The following is a 16,941-nucleotide window of genomic DNA, read 5'->3' as shown; positions in this document are numbered from 1 at the left end:
CGAACCAGGGCTGACCGGGTCAGAGCCGGTAGTTCTACCGCTAAACTATCCCCCAGCAGAGGATCGAAACAGTGAGCAACGCTCCGTTCCGTCGGTGTGGCAGCGTCCTACCACCCGTAATATCTCTCGGCAACCCCAAAAATTGCTTTTTGGAATCATTGGGTAGTTTTCTCTTGCCGCGACGCCTTTTTTCCTCAACTATAACGTAACGTTTCTTTAAACTCGTATTCGAAAAGGAGCCAGGCGTATGAACGGCATTGGCGCCTGGCCTCGGGGCCGAGGGGCGCTTCCGAATCGTTTTTCACCCTCATCTCAAAATTTTTCCAGGGTGCATTCTGCTCCCGTCGTACCGAAGCAGGAAAAGGGCGACTCTTTTCACTCGGCTCCTTTAGGGGGAGGTGGCAAAGAGGAAATCTGTGCCGCTCTCGATCTTGGGACCAATAACTGCCGACTCATGATTGCGTCGCGCACTGTTGCAGGATTCCGGGTCATCGATAGCTACAGCCGGATTGTACGTCTGGGTGAAGGCTTGCAGGGCACAGGTGAGCTGAACGAAGAAGCGATGATCCGTACGCTGGATGTCCTGCGTGTATGCACTACACGCCTTGGGCGCCATCGTTCAGTGCGGCTGCGTGCTGTCGCGACGGAAGCTTGCCGCCGGGCACGGAACGGGAGAGATTTCGTCGAGCGTATAAGGCGGGAAACCGGCCTCGATTTCGAGATTATTTCCGGTCGGGAAGAAGCTGAGCTGGCGGTGGAAAGCTGTTCAACTCTGTTGCATCGCGATTTCCCCGCATTGGGCGAACAGAACCCTCCAGAATGGGGGCTGTTGCTGGATATCGGCGGTGGTTCCACCGAAATTGCCTGGGTGAAGCTGAGTTCAGGCAACCGCAAGCATGAAGTGGTGGGCTACGTGAGCCTGCCTGTGGGGATAATCACCCTTGCCGAGATGTTCCCACCATCACAGCCTGACGCTTATGAGTCCATGCTATCCTTCGTCCATGAGCATATGGCGAAATTCGAGCAAACCTACCAGATTCAGCAGCATCTCGAGAGGGGCGCGGTAAGGGTGGTAGGGACAAGCGGGACAGTGACTACGCTCGCCAGTCTTGATCTCGATCTGCCTCGTTATATGCGGCACGTTGTCGATGGGTATTGCCTGCACCCTGAGAATGCGCGCAGTGCCATGCATCGCCTGCACCGTATGGGCCCGAATGGCATGCGGGTGCATCCCTGTATCGGTCCTGAAAGAGCGCCCTCGGTGATGCCTGGATGTGCTATTTTCGAGGCATTCCTGTCACTTTGGCCGTCCAGTATCATTGTGGCTGACAGAGGCCTGCGCGATGGTCTGCTTCTGCGGATGATGCGTGAAGACAAAATGGTAGCGTGTGAGATCAAGGCTGCTTCACGCAGTCTTTGATTAATCCGTCTCATATAGAAAAGAAGTTTAGTTCTCGTGACAGCAAGACCACCTGCTTCAGGTTCGAAGACAAAAAAGAAAAAGGCAGGGGCTAGCCCTGATGCCCCTGAGGCGGCCCGGGTTCCCGGGCGACGTGCGATCAGGGTCACAGCGCAACCAGGTGCGGGAAGTAGCGAAACGGATGGTCTCGCTGCACGGACAATCCGCGCCAAGTCTGTGATGCTCAAGAAGACGCGGGGCAAGACCACTGCCCAGCAGCGCTGGCTCACGCGTCAGTTGAATGATCCTTACGTGCAGGCTGCGCATCGGGAAGGCTGGCGCTCGCGCGCTGCATTCAAGCTGATTGAGCTCGACGACCGCTTCCATCTGATCCATCCGGGACAACGTGTGGTCGATCTTGGTGCCGCACCGGGTGGATGGACGCAGGTTGCTGTCAAACGTGGGGCTTCGCACGTGGTTGGGGTCGATCTTCTGCCTGTCGATCCGGTCGCGGGTGCGGAAATCATCGAAGGTGATTTTACTGATCCGGCTCTCCCTGATCGCCTGATCGAGATGCTCGGCGGAAAAGCTGACCTTGTCATGTCGGACATGGCTCCCAATACGACGGGCCACGCACCGACTGATCATATGCGGATTATCGGTCTCGCCGAAGAGGCGCTCGACTTTGCTTTTGACGTTCTGGCTGAGGGGGGAGGCTTCATCGCCAAGGTTTTCCAGGGCGGTTCAGAAAAACGGATGCTGGATCTGATGAAGCAGGTCTTTTCGACCGTGCGCCATGCGAAACCGCCGGCCAGCCGGAAGGATTCCAGCGAGCTTTACGTGGTCGCTACGGGCTTTCAGGCGGAAAAACTGGCCAATCTTCGTGCTGAGGTGCGCTAAGAGACGGAAATCTTTTGAAACCTTTTCGGAAAGAGGGCGTTGAGAGTCACGACACGGACATTCGAAAAGGAGTTTCCTTATGGCGACGAAGACTGCCGACGCCGAGAACACGTTCCTGACGGACATCCAGACGCTCCGCGAGAGAGCCAAGAAATCCCTTGAAGATGGTGCCGTCACACCGGCTTATGAAGGCGATGTGAAGACAACCATCGAATTGCTTCAGACAGTGGTCGCGACCGAAATTGTCTGTACGCTGCGTTATCAGATGAATGCCATTGCAGCGGCAGGCATCAATAGTGAAAGCATCGCTGCCGAATTTGCCAAGCATGCTCAGGAAGAGCAGACCCACATGTTATGGGCTGCTGAGCGCATTGATCAGCTCGGTGGTGTGCCAGACATGAACCCGGAAGGTCTGACCACGCGATCAGCGGCTGAATATGGTCACGCGGGTACGTTGGTCGACATGATCAAGCAAAATCTGGTGGCCGAGCGTATCGCGGTTGAGCATTACCGCGAACTGATCCGCTATTTCGGCGACAAAGATCCCACCACGCGCATCATGCTCGAAAAAATTCTCGCACAGGAAGAAGAGCATGCGACCGACATGCACGACTTCCTCGAAGCCCATCAGGGACGTCCTTTTCTCTGAGAACGGACGTCAGACGATCTGGTTGATGAGCGGTTCGTCCGCCATCAGCCGCGTCACATTCTGCTGCAAAATGGCGGCCACACGTTCTTCATAGACCGTTGTGTCGCCAGCCACATGCGGCGTGATGATGACATTGCTCATGCCCCATAAAGGGGACTCTGGGGGAAGCGGTTCTTTCCGGAATGTATCCAGCCCCGCTGACGCAATCTGTCCGTTCCGCAAGGCCGCAATCAGATCATCCTCGACCACAACCGACCCGCGCGCCACATTGATGAGGCTGGCGTCTTTTTTCATGTGAGCAAAAATGGTGTGGTCGACTAACCCGATAGTCTCAGGCGTGGCTGGGCAGGCCAGAATGAGATAATCGGCATCCTTGACTGCATCCGCCAGTGAAGCCTGTCCAACCACTTGCACAGGCATGTCGCTTTGTTCCGTAACATGCTTGCGAACAACGGTGACGCGTTGCCCCAGAGCGAGGCAAAGGCTGGCCAGACGTTTACCGATGTCGCCAAAGCCGACAATCACAACGTGACTGTCTCCCAGTTCCCGTCGTCGCCCGTTTACTTCACCGCCCCATTTCCGCCAGAACGACTTATGCTGGTCATCGCGGGCCTGCGGCAGATGGCGGGCGAGGGCAAGCATCATGGCAAGTGCGTGCTGCGCAACGGCGTTTGCATTGACACCGCGTGCACTGGCGAGATGGACGCCATGCTGCCTGAAGCTCTCGATGTCATAAAGATCCACACCAGAACTCATCGCCTGCACAAGCCTGAGCTTGGGCGCGAGATCGAAATAACGCGGTTCCCACAAGGTCATGGTAACGAGAATTTCGGCCTCAGGCAGCAAGGCGAGAAGCTCCGCCCGGCTTTTTGCCCACACGCAGTCTGTTGGTTCAGGCCATGCATCGACGAAAGATTTGATGTCGAAAGTCGCATGAGCAACGACGATTTTCGGGGGGACATTCATGAGCGACCACCTTCACGGGAATATGGTCATTCTTCCGTGGCAATCGCCGTTCGACAAGCGACAATCCTGCGATCAGGCGGCGGAAGCCTTCAGAAAGCATCGCGCCAATCGGTCGAATTCTTCAATCGAAAGTGTTTCTGCCCGGCGTGATCCGTCAATATCTGCCGCCGCAAGCAGCTTTTCCCCACCAATCTTTTTGAGCGAACCACGCAGCATCTTGCGTCGTTGTCCGAAAGCCGCCGCAGTGACGGTTTCCATGGCGCGAAACAGCACTGGCTCCGGTTGAGTTGCGTGAGGCGTGATTTCGACAACCGCTGACCATACCTTGGGTGGCGGGAAGAATGCGCCGGGTGGCAGGCGCATGATCGGCGAGCATGTCGCGCACCATTGGGAAATAACCCCAAGGCGGCCATAATGTTCGCTGTCCGGTGCCGCACAGATCCGTTCCGCCACTTCAAGCTGGAACATCAGTGTCAGCCGTTCCCATTCCGCAGCCTGCCGCAGCCAGCCGATAAGAAGAGGTGTGGCGACATTATAAGGCAGGTTGGCGATGATCCTGCGAGGGGCAGGGCAGAGAGACGTCAGGTCAAGCGCCGTTGCATCGGCACGCACGAGTTTCAGGCGTGCAGGGTCTTCCGCAACCAGTTCCTCAATGACAGGGATTGCGCGTGGATCGACTTCCACTGCGGTGATTGACGCCGCATCGCTGTCGAGCAGGGAACGGGTCAGGCCACCTGGGCCCGGCCCAACCTCAACCACATGCCGTCCGGTCAACGGAGCCGATAGCTCGACAATTCGATCCGTTATGCCCGGATCAAGAAGGAAATGCTGGCCCAGCGCATGGCGGGCAGCAAGGTTGTGGCGGCTGATGACGGACGCCAGCGGCTCCCGATTGGAAGGAATTGTCACCGGATCAGGGCTTGGCGCGATATTCAATCACGGCCTTTCTGTGAAGGTCGCGGTCAAGCTGCTGGGCTGTCTGCTCCACGCGTTCATTCAGGAGCTGGTCAGCGATTTCGCTCGGTGTCCGGTCGGCAAAATTCTTGGTCTTCTTGCCGCACACCATGAGAATGTCGATACCCTCGGCGGACACCAGTGGCCGTGTCGGTTTCCCAATCGGCAGGCTGCCGAGAATCTGCTGCATCTGTGGGTTCAGGCGCTCAAGCTGCAACTCACCCGGATTGGAGGGACGAACTTCGCCCAACTGCTTGTTGGCAGCCGCAAGTTCCTCACAGGAGCGGACCGTTTGCGTAAGGTGGACAGCCTTTTCAAGTGTCTGACGCTGCTGATCGGTCGGCGCCTGAGGATTGAGCTGCGTACTGAAAGGCAGGAAGGCCTGCCGGGTGTCAAGCAATGTTCCCGGTTGATGCCCAATGATGCGTTTTCCGGAAACGGTGGCGATGACGTAGCCGCCCGCCACCTTGATGGGGTTGGAAATTGCGCCTTCAGGCATCTGCTTCACAATGGCCACGACTTCGGGGTCGAGGCTGTCTTCCTGTGTCCACCCCATCGAGCCACCATCAAGAGCACTCTGCGCCTGCGAGAACTGCGCCGCTACAATCGGGAAGGGCGCGCCATTGCGAAGTTCCTGAATGATCGTTTCAGTGAACTTCAGTTCACTTTCGCTGTGACGGGGATCGGCCACGGGGACGAAAATCTCGCTGATGAGATACTCGGCGCGTCCTTCCTGCCGACGTAATGCTTCCTGCCGCTGCGAAATTTCCTGCGACGTCATACGGGATTTGGCGCCCAATTCCTGGCGCAGAACCTGCATCCAGCCAATCTGGACACGGATCTGGTCGATCAGGGTGGTCAGAGAAACGCCGTCCTGCGCCAGCTTGTTGCGCAGAGCATGCGGCTCCATGCCATTACGACGCTCGATCCCTTCGATGGCGGCCGCAATCTGCTCAGGCGAGATATTGATGTGCCTAGATAGAATTTCCTGCGTGCGGAGCCGTTCGTCGATCAGCTGGCGCATGATCTGCGGGCGCATACGGTCGAGCACGTCCTGGCTCAGGGGTAGGCCGGTGGAGAGAACGAACAGCCGTTCACGGTTGTCCACATCGCGCCGCGTCAATGGAACACTGTTGATGATGGCGATGATCGTATCCTCGGTCCCGCCAAGCTGCGTCAGCGTGGTGTCGCTCTTCGAGGTGGGCGCGGTGTCAGGGACGCCTTCATCCTGTTCCGGGGCTTCCTGCGCCGGATGCGCCCTGTGTGGCCGGGCGGCTTCAGCTGGAGATATGGCCAGAGAACCAAATGCAACCAGAAGGGCGAGGGCAGACCCCGTCACGGAAAGGCTCAGTCGCATATAGCTTGGTCTCTCACCTTGAAACGATTGGAACCCTGCTTTTACCCAACAGCAGGAGATTTTTGAAGCGTGTCTCGGGGCATGAAGATCTCTCGGCTGGCATTATTTTACGCCGAATGCACCAATCGTCTTCAGAGACAATGTGACAAGGAAGGTGGAGTAGCGGCTTTGTCCACCAATTTTCGTATATTGTTTCAGATACATGAAATCGACGCCCATGCAGTCGTTCATGAAGCCAAAATTTGTGCCCAGAGTAGCGAACTGATGTCGTGACAGGGCGCGACGGGCAAAGAAAGAAGCGTGCCAGTTGCTCCACTGGGTCGATACGCCACCGCTCAGTTCATTGGTTTTCTGGTAATAAACCGACGGTGGTGAGCCGCCATTCCGGAAGTCATTCACGTAATAATAGAAAGGTGTGACCGGTTCCCGCACATAGCCACCGCTGATGCCGAAATGTGGCAGGTTCAGGTTGAACAGGGCATCAGCAAAATTGATTCGGCCTGAATAGGGATCGACCCGTAGTCGGCCCGTCACCCCGAAATAGTTGGTGGCGTCAACACGTGCGCGTCCAATCACATCAGACAGATGGTGGTTCAGGCCTGAATAGGGCAGGCGATCATGCTGAACGTGTTCCTGAAAGCTTTCGCCGACCAGGACATCCACGACATGGCCATTCCACGTCCAGTTGCCATGGACGCCCACATTGGCACGCAGGCCACCATCGATACGGTCTGTTCCCTGGAACCGGTTGAGGGCGAACAGGGTTGTATCGGTGAATTCATAGTTCAGACTGTCTTCGTTCGGGAGACGCCTGTCCACACCACCGCCCTGATTGGGGGCGTAGATAGCCTGAACGATCGGCTCGAATATCTGGGAGCCACGTCCTTTCATGAAACGACGAACGAAGGGCCAGTTCATTTTTAGAGCCAGCGTCGGGACAACCTGACCTGCCGTGGTTGCCTTGTAATATTTATAATAGTTTGGTTGCTGATAGAGCTGCGAAGCGTGATACAGCATCCCATCCAGACGGGCGGTGAAGAGGAATTTCTGTCCCCAGTCACTGCGGAAAGGACGATCCCAGTTCAATTGGACCTCTCCGCGTTGGTCTCGCGTTCCTTGTGTCCGGTAGACGTAAAAATCCGTAGTGTTCACACTGAGGCGGCCACCGAGCGGATCTGGCTGGGATGTAAAGCTGTATTCATAATGCGGCAGAACGAACGGCAGTTCGTTATTGCGGATAACGCCTCGGTTCAGGCCCTGATAAAACTGGGCATCCAGTTTGGAGTAGGCTCCCGTGCCGAACCCTTCGACATAAGCATTCGAATTGAGGGTATCGCCGCCGTATCCCGGGATACGATAGTCACGCATATAGTTGGCGCTCGTTGCAACGCGTGCGTCGAAACCGGCGCGCCAGTTGCGGGTAAGCGTGAAGTTCCCTCGAGCGAAAACATAGCCCTGAATGCCACGGTCATTCTGTGCGCCAACCGAATCACCGAAGTTGTTGGTGTATCCACCATGACGATGCGTGTCGTAGGCGAGACCGCCGCGTAGACGAATTGAGCCGAAATTCAGTTCCTTCCGATAGAGGGCGGAAATCTGCGGCCCGGTCTTGGTTGCGATGAGCGCCTGGAATGTTACATCGGACGAATCATCAATCGCCCAATAGTAAGGAATGGTGAAATACGTTCCCAGATAACGGTCATGCGGTGTCACGCCGGGCATCAGAAAGCCACTGTGTCGTTTGGCGGACGGATCCGTCATTGAGAAATAAGGGAGATAGAAAACCGGAATTCCGAGAAGATCAAAGTAGGTATCGCGGAAATCGATCTCCTTGTGTTCCAGATCCTGCGTCGCGTCATAAGCACGCAGCTGCCAGAATGGGGCACGCGTCGGATGTTGGGCACAGATTTCACAGGCTGTGTAGACCGCCCGGGTCATATCATTGATCTTGCCGCCTGTACGACGCATGCCGTTTGCGGCAAGTTTGGCATTATCGGCAGGCAGAATGGCATGGACCTGTGTCATGATGCCATCATGCATGCTGCCGGTCAGCTCCGCATAACGCGAGAACATCACCGAACCGTCTGGCTGCGTCGAGGCGACATTGCCGGTAGCGGCAATGATGCCCGTGTTACGGTCGTAAGTGATTTTGTCGGCACGCAGGACATGATCAGCCTGCCATACCTGTACATTGCCGGTCCATGTCACGACACCCGCATGGTCATCGTAACTGACATGATCGGCCTGGAAGGTAGCAGGTTCTCTTTTTGATGACGCACTGCTGCTGCCCATGGCGACATGCATCGGAGCGGGCATGAACTGCGCGTGGGCGGTTTCCACGCAGCCGCTCGCAAAGGCGGCTATGGATCCAATGCTCAGGCTGACCAAAAAGCCGCGCTGACGCGAAAGGTCATTCTCGCTGACAGCGGAAGAGTTCCCGGCACGCCGCATCAATGCGGCGGTCATGCGACGCAGATGACGCGCAGACCGTCTTTCAGACCGAGATGCGGAAAAGGCCAATCAGCCGTCCTCCAGATGCAAAAGCAGCGAGACCGCCAGACAGAGCCCAGCTCCGGTCGGCGCCCATGCCGCGAGCAAAGGCGGCAGGGCCCCTGAGTTACCAAATTGTTCAGCGACTTTCGAGACCGTGAAGAGGAGAAAGCCTGCACCGACACCCGATCCTATCATTTTGGCCACACCTCCACGCCGACTGGGGCGCATGGAGAAGCCCGCGGAGACCAGCGACATCGTTCCTGCAAGCACAGGCAGGGCGAGAAGCGATTCAAAATGCAGTCGATGACGAATCGAGGAAAACCCCGACCGGTCAAGCATGGCGATGAAACTCGGCAAAGCCCAGACGGAAAGTGTGTCTGGTGAGGCAAAACTTTCCTGAACGCGACTGAGAGTAAGATCGGTAGGGAGTGCGATGGTCTGTGCGGGGGCCGCCACTTCATAAGGGCGCAGAATCTGAGCCCCTTGTAATTGCCAAAAACCGGTTTCCAGACGCCCCTCAGGTGCTTCGATACGATAGATCACGTGTCCCGTGTGATCGAGGCGAAAAACACTGATGTCATGGATCGACAGCGTATTGTTCTCAAGGTGCGTATCACGGGCGTGCAGGATGGCAACGCCATGAGGGTCCACGGTTGTATCCAACTGGCGTAACCAGAGGGCTGTTCCATTCAGACTGAGTGGACCACCGCCAGATCGTAGATACAGGTCATCCAGGGCTTCGGCGCGCGCGTACATGATGGACGAAAGCGGAGAGATCGCCCCTGTGGTAAACGCCCCCAGCATCAGGGAGCAGGCGAGGGGCGCTGCCAGAAACTGCCAGGCGGAAATGCCCGCCGCCCGCGCCACAATCAGTTCGGATGACCGGGTCAGCCGCCAGAAGCAGATAATGCCACCGAGCAGCACGCCAAACGGCATGATTTCCATATAAAAGTATGGGACATGCAGGCCTGCGATCTTCGTCACGAGACTGGTCGGCACGTCCGGTTTCGTTGCCACGCGACGGAGTAGATCAATGAAATCGAAAAGACAGACAACACCTGTCAGAGACGCCGTCATCGCCAGCACTGAAAAGAGGAACTGGCGCGCTATGTACAGCGAGAGAGTCACAGGAACCGTCATGAAGAACATGGTCAGGCTCCCTGAGATTCAGATCTGGTTTTTAAATCTTCCCGCACATAGCGAAGCTCTGGGCCGAACAGAAGCGCCGCGCAGATCAGGCCGGGTAGGACGGCCTCGATCAGAATCAGGGGGATCAGCGACATATTACGTCCAGCCAGATTCTGAAGCAGCAGATTGAGGGCCAGCAGTCCCACGACAGTCAGCACGGCGCCAAGTGGCCGGGTGATATTGCCATGCCGAGAAAAAGCCCCTCGCAGAATGGCGACCAGACCGATCATGGCAAAGGAAAAAGCGGTTAAAGGCGTGGTGATGCGCCTCCACCCCTCCACGGCCAGCTTGCCGAAGTCACGGGCTGGCACCTCCTGTGGATTGGGGTGCAGTAATTCACTCAGCGACATTTCTGACGCATCGCGATAGCGGGTTTCCTGACTTTTCCCCGACGTCAGATCGATCGTGTTGCGGTCGAACAGTAGCATGGTCAGACGGCCGGTCTTATGGTCGATTTCCTGACGAGAGCCATCATAAAGCACCACGCGGGGCTGATCATTGACGATCAGCATTGTTCCGCTTTCCGCAAAGATGGTGGCACGACTGTTGGCCACGCGGTCATCTTCGATCATGATTCCGTTCAGAGTGCCGTCATGCCGACGCTCACGCACGTACACGGTCAATGCATCAGACACTTTGGTGAAGACGCCTTCCTGCAACATGAAAGCGGCCATCTTGTTGCGGATCTGAAATTCGTACTGCTTGAACTGGTGATAGGAGGCCGGGACAATCCAGAGATTGAGGGCAAAGGTCACCAGCATGGCAATCGTTGCGCAGATCAGCCCCGGTTTGGCCAACGCGAAAGCCGAGCGTCCTGCTGCGCGCATGACTGTCAGTTCCCGGTCGCCCGCCAGGCGCTGGTAAACGAACAGGGAGACGACGAACGTCGTAATGGGAAGGACTACCGACACGAAGGACGGAACCATCAGGCTGGTCAGTTCAAGGAATACGCCAAGTGACAGGCCGCGCCCCACCACCAGTGACACGAAGCGCAGGGACTGTGTCAGCCAGATCAGTGCGGACAGGCCTCCTGTCGTCGCGACAAGCGCGAGCAGAAGCTGCCGCAATACATAACGGTCAAGAGTACCAAGCTTCAGCACCGATGAGGGGTTCCCTCATGGTTTCCGGGCATGCCCTGCTCACCACAGCAGTGAGAATGTATGCCAAAAGCATCGACACGATGGATCATGCGGCCTCTCTACTCCTTTTGCAGCGCAACACAAAAACTCTCTAACAACCTGCTGTGTAACAGAGTGTTATCGTTCGTGAAGGGGGATGTCATATCAAAGCGGCAAAGTCGTGGCTGATCCAGAGTTCCCAAGGTAAATGAGGAGATGTGGTGGAAGGGTGTTGCCATCCAGAGCAAGGTGCCCGGAGAGACTGAAAGTGCCGGAGAAAACCCCTGATGACGCTGTTCGGCCCCAAGGCGCCAAAAATAGGGATGGTCTGGCCGTATTCCTTTGATTGGAAATGTTATTTTTCGATGGATTTCCTGAACGCCATTTCTGATGGGTGTTGGGCGGCTTTGCTTGCGGTTTCTTTACCTCAACCAGACTCGTTATTTTCTTGACAAATCGACTTGGCAGGGTGTCTTTCGTCGCCAGCTATTCACGATGGTCGTGAATCAGCCTTGAATGTCAGGAGTGGCCTGTGGTGCGCGAAAAAGCGCAGGCGGGCAAGACGTTCTGCAGCATCATGCGGAGCGCAGGCATGTCAGAGTTTTTACTCTGACAGGGAAACAGTTTCTACATGGCTTCAGCCACACAAACAGCCACCGATCATTTCCACGGTGAAGATTTCGCGACTCTGCTCGATGAGACGCTGGGGCAGGATAGCGGCTTTGAAGGATCGGTGGTCAAGGGCTGTATTGTCCGTCTGACCGATGATTTCGCCATTGTCGATGTCGGCCTGAAGAGCGAGGGCCGCGTTGCCCTGCGTGAGTTCGGCCCCGCTGGCGCTGTCTCCGAGGTCAAGCCGGGCGATATGGTCGAGCTTTACATCGAGCGCTACGAAGACAAGGACGGCTCCATCGTTCTGTCGCGCGAGAAGGCTCGCCGCGAGGAAGCATGGACCAATCTGGAGAAGGCTTTCGAGGCCAACCAGCGTGTCAACGGCACGATCTATGGTCGCGTCAAGGGCGGCTTCACGGTTGATCTCGGCGGCGCCATGGCGTTCCTTCCGGGTAGCCAGGTCGATATCCGTCCGGTTCGCGATGTAACCCCGCTCATGGGCGTTCCGCAGCCGTTCCAGATTCTGAAGATGGACCGCGCTCGCGGCAACATCGTCGTTTCGCGTCGTGCGGTTCTTGAAGAGACCCGTGCTGAGCAGCGCAGCGAGCTGATTCAGGGCCTGAAGGAAGGCATGATCCTCGACGGCGTGGTCAAGAACATCACCGACTACGGTGCGTTCGTGGACCTCGGTGGCGTCGATGGCCTTCTGCATGTCACCGACATCGCTTGGAAGCGCATCAACCACCCGTCCGAAGCTCTGCAGATTGGCCAGCCGGTTCGCGTGCAGGTCATCCGCTTCAACCCGGACACGCAGCGCATTTCTCTCGGCATGAAGCAGCTTGAGGCTGATCCGTGGGAGAACGTGGCGCTCAAGTATCCGCCGGGCGCACGTTTCACCGGTCGCGTCACGAACATCACCGACTACGGTGCGTTCGTCGAGCTGGAGCCGGGCGTCGAAGGTCTGGTGCACGTTTCCGAAATGTCCTGGACGAAGAAGAACGTCCATCCGGGCAAGATCGTCGCTACCTCTCAGGAAGTCGACGTCATGGTTCTGGATGTGGACAGCGCGAAGCGCCGCATCTCGCTTGGCCTGAAGCAGGTTCAGCGCAATCCTTGGGAGCAGTTCGCGGAAGAGCACAAGGTTGGCTCGATCGTGGAAGGCGAGATCCGCAACATCACCGAGTTCGGCCTGTTCATCGGCCTGTCCGCGGACATCGACGGCATGGTTCACATGTCCGACCTGTCATGGGACGAGTCTGGCGAAGAAGCCATGAAGAACTACGAAAAGGGTCAGGTCGTTCAGGCCAAGGTCCTCGACGTGGATGTGGAGAAAGAGCGTATCTCTCTCGGCATCAAGCAGCTTCAGGAAGATCCGGCAGCCGACGCGCTGACGGGCGTCCAGAAGGGCCAGATCGTGACCTGCATCGTTACGGCGGTTCAGAGCAACGGCATCGAAGTCAAGGTTGACGACGTGCTGTCCGGCTTCATCCGTCGCGCTGAACTGGCTCGTGACAAGGCCGAGCAGCGTCCGGAGCGTTTCGCCGTTGGTGAGCGCGTTGATGCGAAGATCGTCTCTGTTGATCGCGCTGGCCGCAAGCTGGCTCTGACCATCCGTGGTCGTGAGCAGGATGAGGACAAGCAGGCAATCAACGAGTACGGTTCGTCTGATAGCGGCGCTTCGCTGGGTGACATTCTCGGTGCGGCAATCCGTCGTCGGAACACCGACGCCTGATTAAGTCTATCTTAGTCTGAGTGTGAAAATGGCATCTCCACGGAGATGCCATTTTTTTTGCTTACATGGAATTTAAGCGGCTGATGTGAGGGGCTTTTGCCTGGGCAGTCTTTGTTATAGTGTTCGCCCAGATGTGATGTTCGATCAGTGTAGTTTTTCAGGAAGGGCGAGGGCGGAGACGCTCGCGTAGGTCAATGGCAGTCATATACAATACGAACTACACGCATAATCCGAACTACTACCTGACTTTGGCTTTTGAGAGAGCCGCAAAAACGGTTCTTGGTGATCAGAATGTCGTCGTCGCTGACAATATGACGTTGGCGGAGCTTGCCGCCAAAGGCGAGCATGATGTCCTGATCTGTATTGATGGTCAGCGTATCAACATGGAGTTGATGCGGCGTGTCCGACCGGCCTTCAAGACGATGATTTTCTGGGCCTTCGAAGACCCGTTCATGGTCTCGTTTAACGTCGAAAACATCGGTCTTTTCGATTACGTTTTCACCAACGATCCTTCCTGCGTCGATTTCTATCAGAACAAGGGCCATTACCTGCCGCTGGCCGCGAGCCTTTCGCTACATGAACGCAAAGTCAAAGCCGCAGCCGACCTCGATTATGATATTTTCTTTGCCGGGACGATGTGGCCCAACCGCGTCGAGACCCTTCGTCGTGTGATCGCCGCTTTCCCGAATGCCCGTGTCAAGCTCATCTGCCCCGGCAATGAATATCTGCCGCCTCTTCCGACCGATCTTGCTGACCTCGCGATCCAGAGGCCCATCAGTCATGAGGCTTTCATCGATTTTGCCAATGCGAGCGCCGTCACGCTGACCATGTTCCGTGATTATGCCAGTCATGGCGATGTGGGGCAGGCGACTGCGCCGGGTCCACGCTTCTATGAATTGGGTCTCGCTGGCACTGCGCAGGTTGTGGAAGCGGGTGAACAACTCGACGAGCGTTATATTCAGGAAGTGGCTGGCGTGGCGATGTCGCGCTCCGTTGACGGTGTGATCGAACACATTGCAGCGCTTCTGTCGAACAAATCACTACGGCGGAAACAGGCGACGGCAGCACAGAAGGCGGTTCTGGAAGCCCATCTCTATGAACACCGTCTGCGTCGTATGATGGAAGTGACGGGAGCGGACTTCGGGCGTCATGAAATCCTGCCTGCGAACAGCGTGCCAGCCCGTCGTGGTCGTCTGCGCGTTCTGATGTGCACGCACTCCACCATCCATGAGCAGGCATGGGGTGGAGTGGAAGTCTATCAGCAGACCATCGCTTCCATGCTCCTGCGTGACGTGGAGTTCTTCTACTGGCTGCATCGTGACGGCATGTGTCGTCTGACGGACGCCAGTGGTCGGGAGATCGAGAGTTTCGACGTGCCCGATACTGGTTGGCTCGACACGATGTGTGACGGTGCTGAGGAAATGGCTTTCTCGGCGGCGATCAGTCAGTACAATTTTGACATCGTGCATTTCCAGCATCTCGGGCATCACTGTCTCTCGCTGCCGATCATCGCCAAGGCGAACGGTGTGGGCGTCGTGTTCTCAGCCCACGATTTCTTCCTGATTTCTTCCCGTTACAATCTGCTCAACCATGAGCTTCGCTATTGCGAAGAGGACATAAAGTGGGTTCTGGCGGCTGATATCTGCCTGAAACGTGCGGATAACGTGGAGTTTGGCGGAGAACAGACGCGCCGGGCATTCGTCTCGCTCATGCTTGATTCGATCGATGTGATTCTGTTCGGCACAAAACATTCACATGATCTGACGCATGAAGTTTATCCGCGCCTCGCACAGAAGCGTAGCATCACGATCGGGATTCCTTCACCCGAGACGAACGCGCCGATCGAGCCGAAGCCTTACAAGCCTCTGAATGGTCGTCCGCTTTCCATTGCCATTATCGGTAACTTCCTGCGGACAAAAGGTGCGGACGCCGTGCTCAGCGTCATTGAGATGGCAAATCCGGATCTGTTCGAGTTCCATATCTTTGGTTACGTGCATCCTGAATATGACGGCATCCTGTCCAATATGCACAAATCCAACGTGCATGCGTATGGGCGCTATTCCGCTGGCGATATCGATGCTCTGAAAGTCGCTGACGTTGCTCTCAATCTGTCCATCTGGCCGGAAACCTACTGTATCTCCCTCTCCGAGGCGTGGCAGAATGGCCTGATTCCGATCGTGTGCGATGTCGGTGCGCTGGGTGACCGCGTTGAGGATGGAGTCAACGGGTTCAAGGTGCCGATTGGCAGCCCGGCCGATGTATTGCAGCGTCTTGAACTGATCCGTTGCAGCGAAAGCACCAGAAAACAGCTGATGGGCAATATTGGCCCGCATCTTTGGACGAACGCGCGCGATTACGGCAACGCGCTCCTGCAACTCTATCGCGACGTGGCGCCCCGTCGGGACATGGGGAGCAGCAATGTCCAGTTCGATGTCGGTCAGGTTCATCTCCTGCCACATGCATCCTGGAAGCATCAGGCGCCGCCGCGTCATATCTTTGATCCGCCGACGACCCGCGATCTGTCGATCGAACTGCCGGAAAACGTGTCAGACTGGTATTCGATTCAGGGAGCGGAATATTACATCGACGATGTCTGTCGCCATGTATTCGCTGAATCGGAAGATGAAGACTTCATCACCGCATCCGATTTCCATATCCGGGGCTGGTATGTCGTGCCGGGTGTGTCAGGCTCGGGGCATCTTTATGTCACGCTGATCGGCGAGGATGATGTTCCGCCGATCTTTATCCCGACTTCCCGCGAAGTCCGCTCGGACGTGATGGGGCTGTTCCCCGGTGCTCCGCGCCGCTCCGGCTTCTCGGCGCAGGTCGCGCTCCGGGGCAAGTGGTGCGAGGGCGTGTTCCGGATCGGGCTGGTCAATGTCGTGCATGGACGCGGCGCATTCCAGCTGACCTCCGTGCAGATCGAGGTCGAAGGTGGCCAGATTGTTGGGTTGGCGAGACTGCCGCCCTCGAACGGTCAGATCCTGCGTGATTTCGAGCGGGTCTCGGAGAGCGATGGTCTGTTGCGTGGCATCAAGCTTTCCGCACTGCCGCGTCCGGTCGCGCAGCAGTACAAGGGTGATCTCCAGTATTATATCGACTTCTTCACCGGCCTGATCGAGGAAGGCGGCAACCACGAGCGGGATGTTCTCGAAAGCGATCTGATCGTGCGTGGCTGGGCTTTCCTCCGCGGCATGTCACGCGCTGGACAGGTGTATGTGACCTTCACCCATGAAGAAAATGGCGAAAGCATCTTCATGGCGACATCGCGTCTCATCCGGCAGGATGTCCAGACCATTTTCCACGATGCGCCTCTGTGTGTCGGTTTTGTCGGAAACCTGAACCTGAAAAAAGGTTTCAACGATACGCTGGCGGGATGGTACCGTGTTGGCCTGCTGAATGTGGTGGGAGATGAATTTGGTTTTCAGGCCACCAACATTCGCGTTTTCTGTGAAGATAACGTCATCCGTTCCGTTGAAGAGGCCGCGCCTGGGAGTGCCGTGGTGGAATATTGTTCCGAAGCGTTGCGTGAACTGGTCGGCGACTGAAGGAGCGGTGGCCACGGATATCTGC

General features: G+C 56.6%; 12 protein-coding genes. 6 read left to right on the top strand and 6 right to left on the bottom strand.

Annotated features, from left to right (window positions below; translation table 11 throughout):
• Positions 1 to 454: 454 nt before the first annotated feature.
• From ABF824_RS08440 to ABF824_RS08430, 3 genes are all read left to right on the top strand, one after another.
• On the top strand, positions 455 to 1,420 hold the full coding sequence (locus ABF824_RS08440) for a Ppx/GppA phosphatase family protein (RefSeq protein WP_415487989.1): 966 nt from the start codon (positions 455 to 457) through the stop codon (positions 1,418 to 1,420).
• A 36-nt stretch (positions 1,421 to 1,456) separates the two neighbouring features.
• A complete protein-coding gene (locus tag ABF824_RS08435; protein ID WP_415487987.1) occupies positions 1,457 to 2,299 on the top strand; it encodes an RlmE family RNA methyltransferase in 843 nt (280 codons plus the stop codon).
• A 79-nt stretch (positions 2,300 to 2,378) separates the two neighbouring features.
• Complete coding sequence (locus ABF824_RS08430) at positions 2,379 to 2,948, top strand: ferritin-like domain-containing protein (protein ID WP_415487985.1); 570 nt, start codon at positions 2,379 to 2,381, stop codon at positions 2,946 to 2,948.
• Positions 2,949 to 2,957: 9 nt separating this feature from the next.
• On the opposite strand, the gene ABF824_RS08425 is transcribed toward ABF824_RS08430, so the two are convergent.
• From ABF824_RS08425 to lptF, 6 genes are all read right to left on the bottom strand, one after another.
• Positions 2,958 to 3,914: a D-2-hydroxyacid dehydrogenase gene (locus tag ABF824_RS08425; protein ID WP_415487983.1), complete on the bottom strand. Its 957-nt coding sequence runs from the start codon at positions 3,912 to 3,914 to the stop codon at positions 2,958 to 2,960.
• 72 nt (positions 3,915 to 3,986) lie between these two features.
• Positions 3,987 to 4,823, bottom strand: a complete 837-nt coding sequence (gene rsmA / locus ABF824_RS08420) for a 16S rRNA (adenine(1518)-N(6)/adenine(1519)-N(6))-dimethyltransferase RsmA (protein WP_415487997.1) — start codon at positions 4,821 to 4,823, stop codon at positions 3,987 to 3,989.
• Positions 4,824 to 4,827: 4 nt separating this feature from the next.
• Complete coding sequence (locus ABF824_RS08415; RefSeq protein ID WP_415487981.1) at positions 4,828 to 6,225, bottom strand: peptidylprolyl isomerase; 1,398 nt, start codon at positions 6,223 to 6,225, stop codon at positions 4,828 to 4,830.
• A gap of 102 nt (positions 6,226 to 6,327) precedes the next feature.
• Entirely contained in the window at positions 6,328 to 8,676 is a 2,349-nt protein-coding gene (locus ABF824_RS08410; RefSeq protein ID WP_415487995.1) for an LPS-assembly protein LptD, read from the bottom strand.
• Between the two features lie 69 nt (positions 8,677 to 8,745).
• On the bottom strand, positions 8,746 to 9,858 hold the full coding sequence (gene lptG / locus ABF824_RS08405; RefSeq protein ID WP_415487993.1) for an LPS export ABC transporter permease LptG: 1,113 nt from the start codon (positions 9,856 to 9,858) through the stop codon (positions 8,746 to 8,748).
• Between the two features lie 11 nt (positions 9,859 to 9,869).
• The gene (gene lptF / locus ABF824_RS08400) at positions 9,870 to 11,006 is read right to left on the bottom strand and encodes an LPS export ABC transporter permease LptF (RefSeq protein ID WP_415487979.1); all 1,137 of its coding nucleotides are present in this window, start codon (positions 11,004 to 11,006) and stop codon (positions 9,870 to 9,872) included.
• A 305-nt stretch (positions 11,007 to 11,311) separates the two neighbouring features.
• Between lptF and ABF824_RS08395 the strand changes: the two genes are divergently transcribed.
• The 3 genes from ABF824_RS08395 to ABF824_RS08385 all read left to right on the top strand — a co-directional run bounded on the left by ABF824_RS08395 (position 11,312) and on the right by ABF824_RS08385 (position 16,916).
• The gene (locus ABF824_RS08395; protein ID WP_415487977.1) at positions 11,312 to 11,476 is read left to right on the top strand and encodes a hypothetical protein; all 165 of its coding nucleotides are present in this window, start codon (positions 11,312 to 11,314) and stop codon (positions 11,474 to 11,476) included.
• A gap of 179 nt (positions 11,477 to 11,655) precedes the next feature.
• A complete protein-coding gene (rpsA, locus tag ABF824_RS08390) occupies positions 11,656 to 13,368 on the top strand; it encodes a 30S ribosomal protein S1 (protein ID WP_415487975.1) in 1,713 nt (570 codons plus the stop codon).
• Positions 13,369 to 13,562: 194 nt separating this feature from the next.
• On the top strand, positions 13,563 to 16,916 hold the full coding sequence (locus ABF824_RS08385) for a glycosyltransferase (protein ID WP_415487973.1): 3,354 nt from the start codon (positions 13,563 to 13,565) through the stop codon (positions 16,914 to 16,916).
• Positions 16,917 to 16,941: the final 25 nt, after the last annotated feature.

Origin of the sequence: Acetobacter sp. (assembly GCF_047721705.1) — a bacterium.
Taxonomy (GTDB): Bacteria; Pseudomonadota; Alphaproteobacteria; order Acetobacterales; family Acetobacteraceae; genus Acetobacter.
The sequence above is the reverse complement of the archived record's forward strand: the minus strand, read 5'-3'. Positions and strand labels throughout refer to the sequence as shown.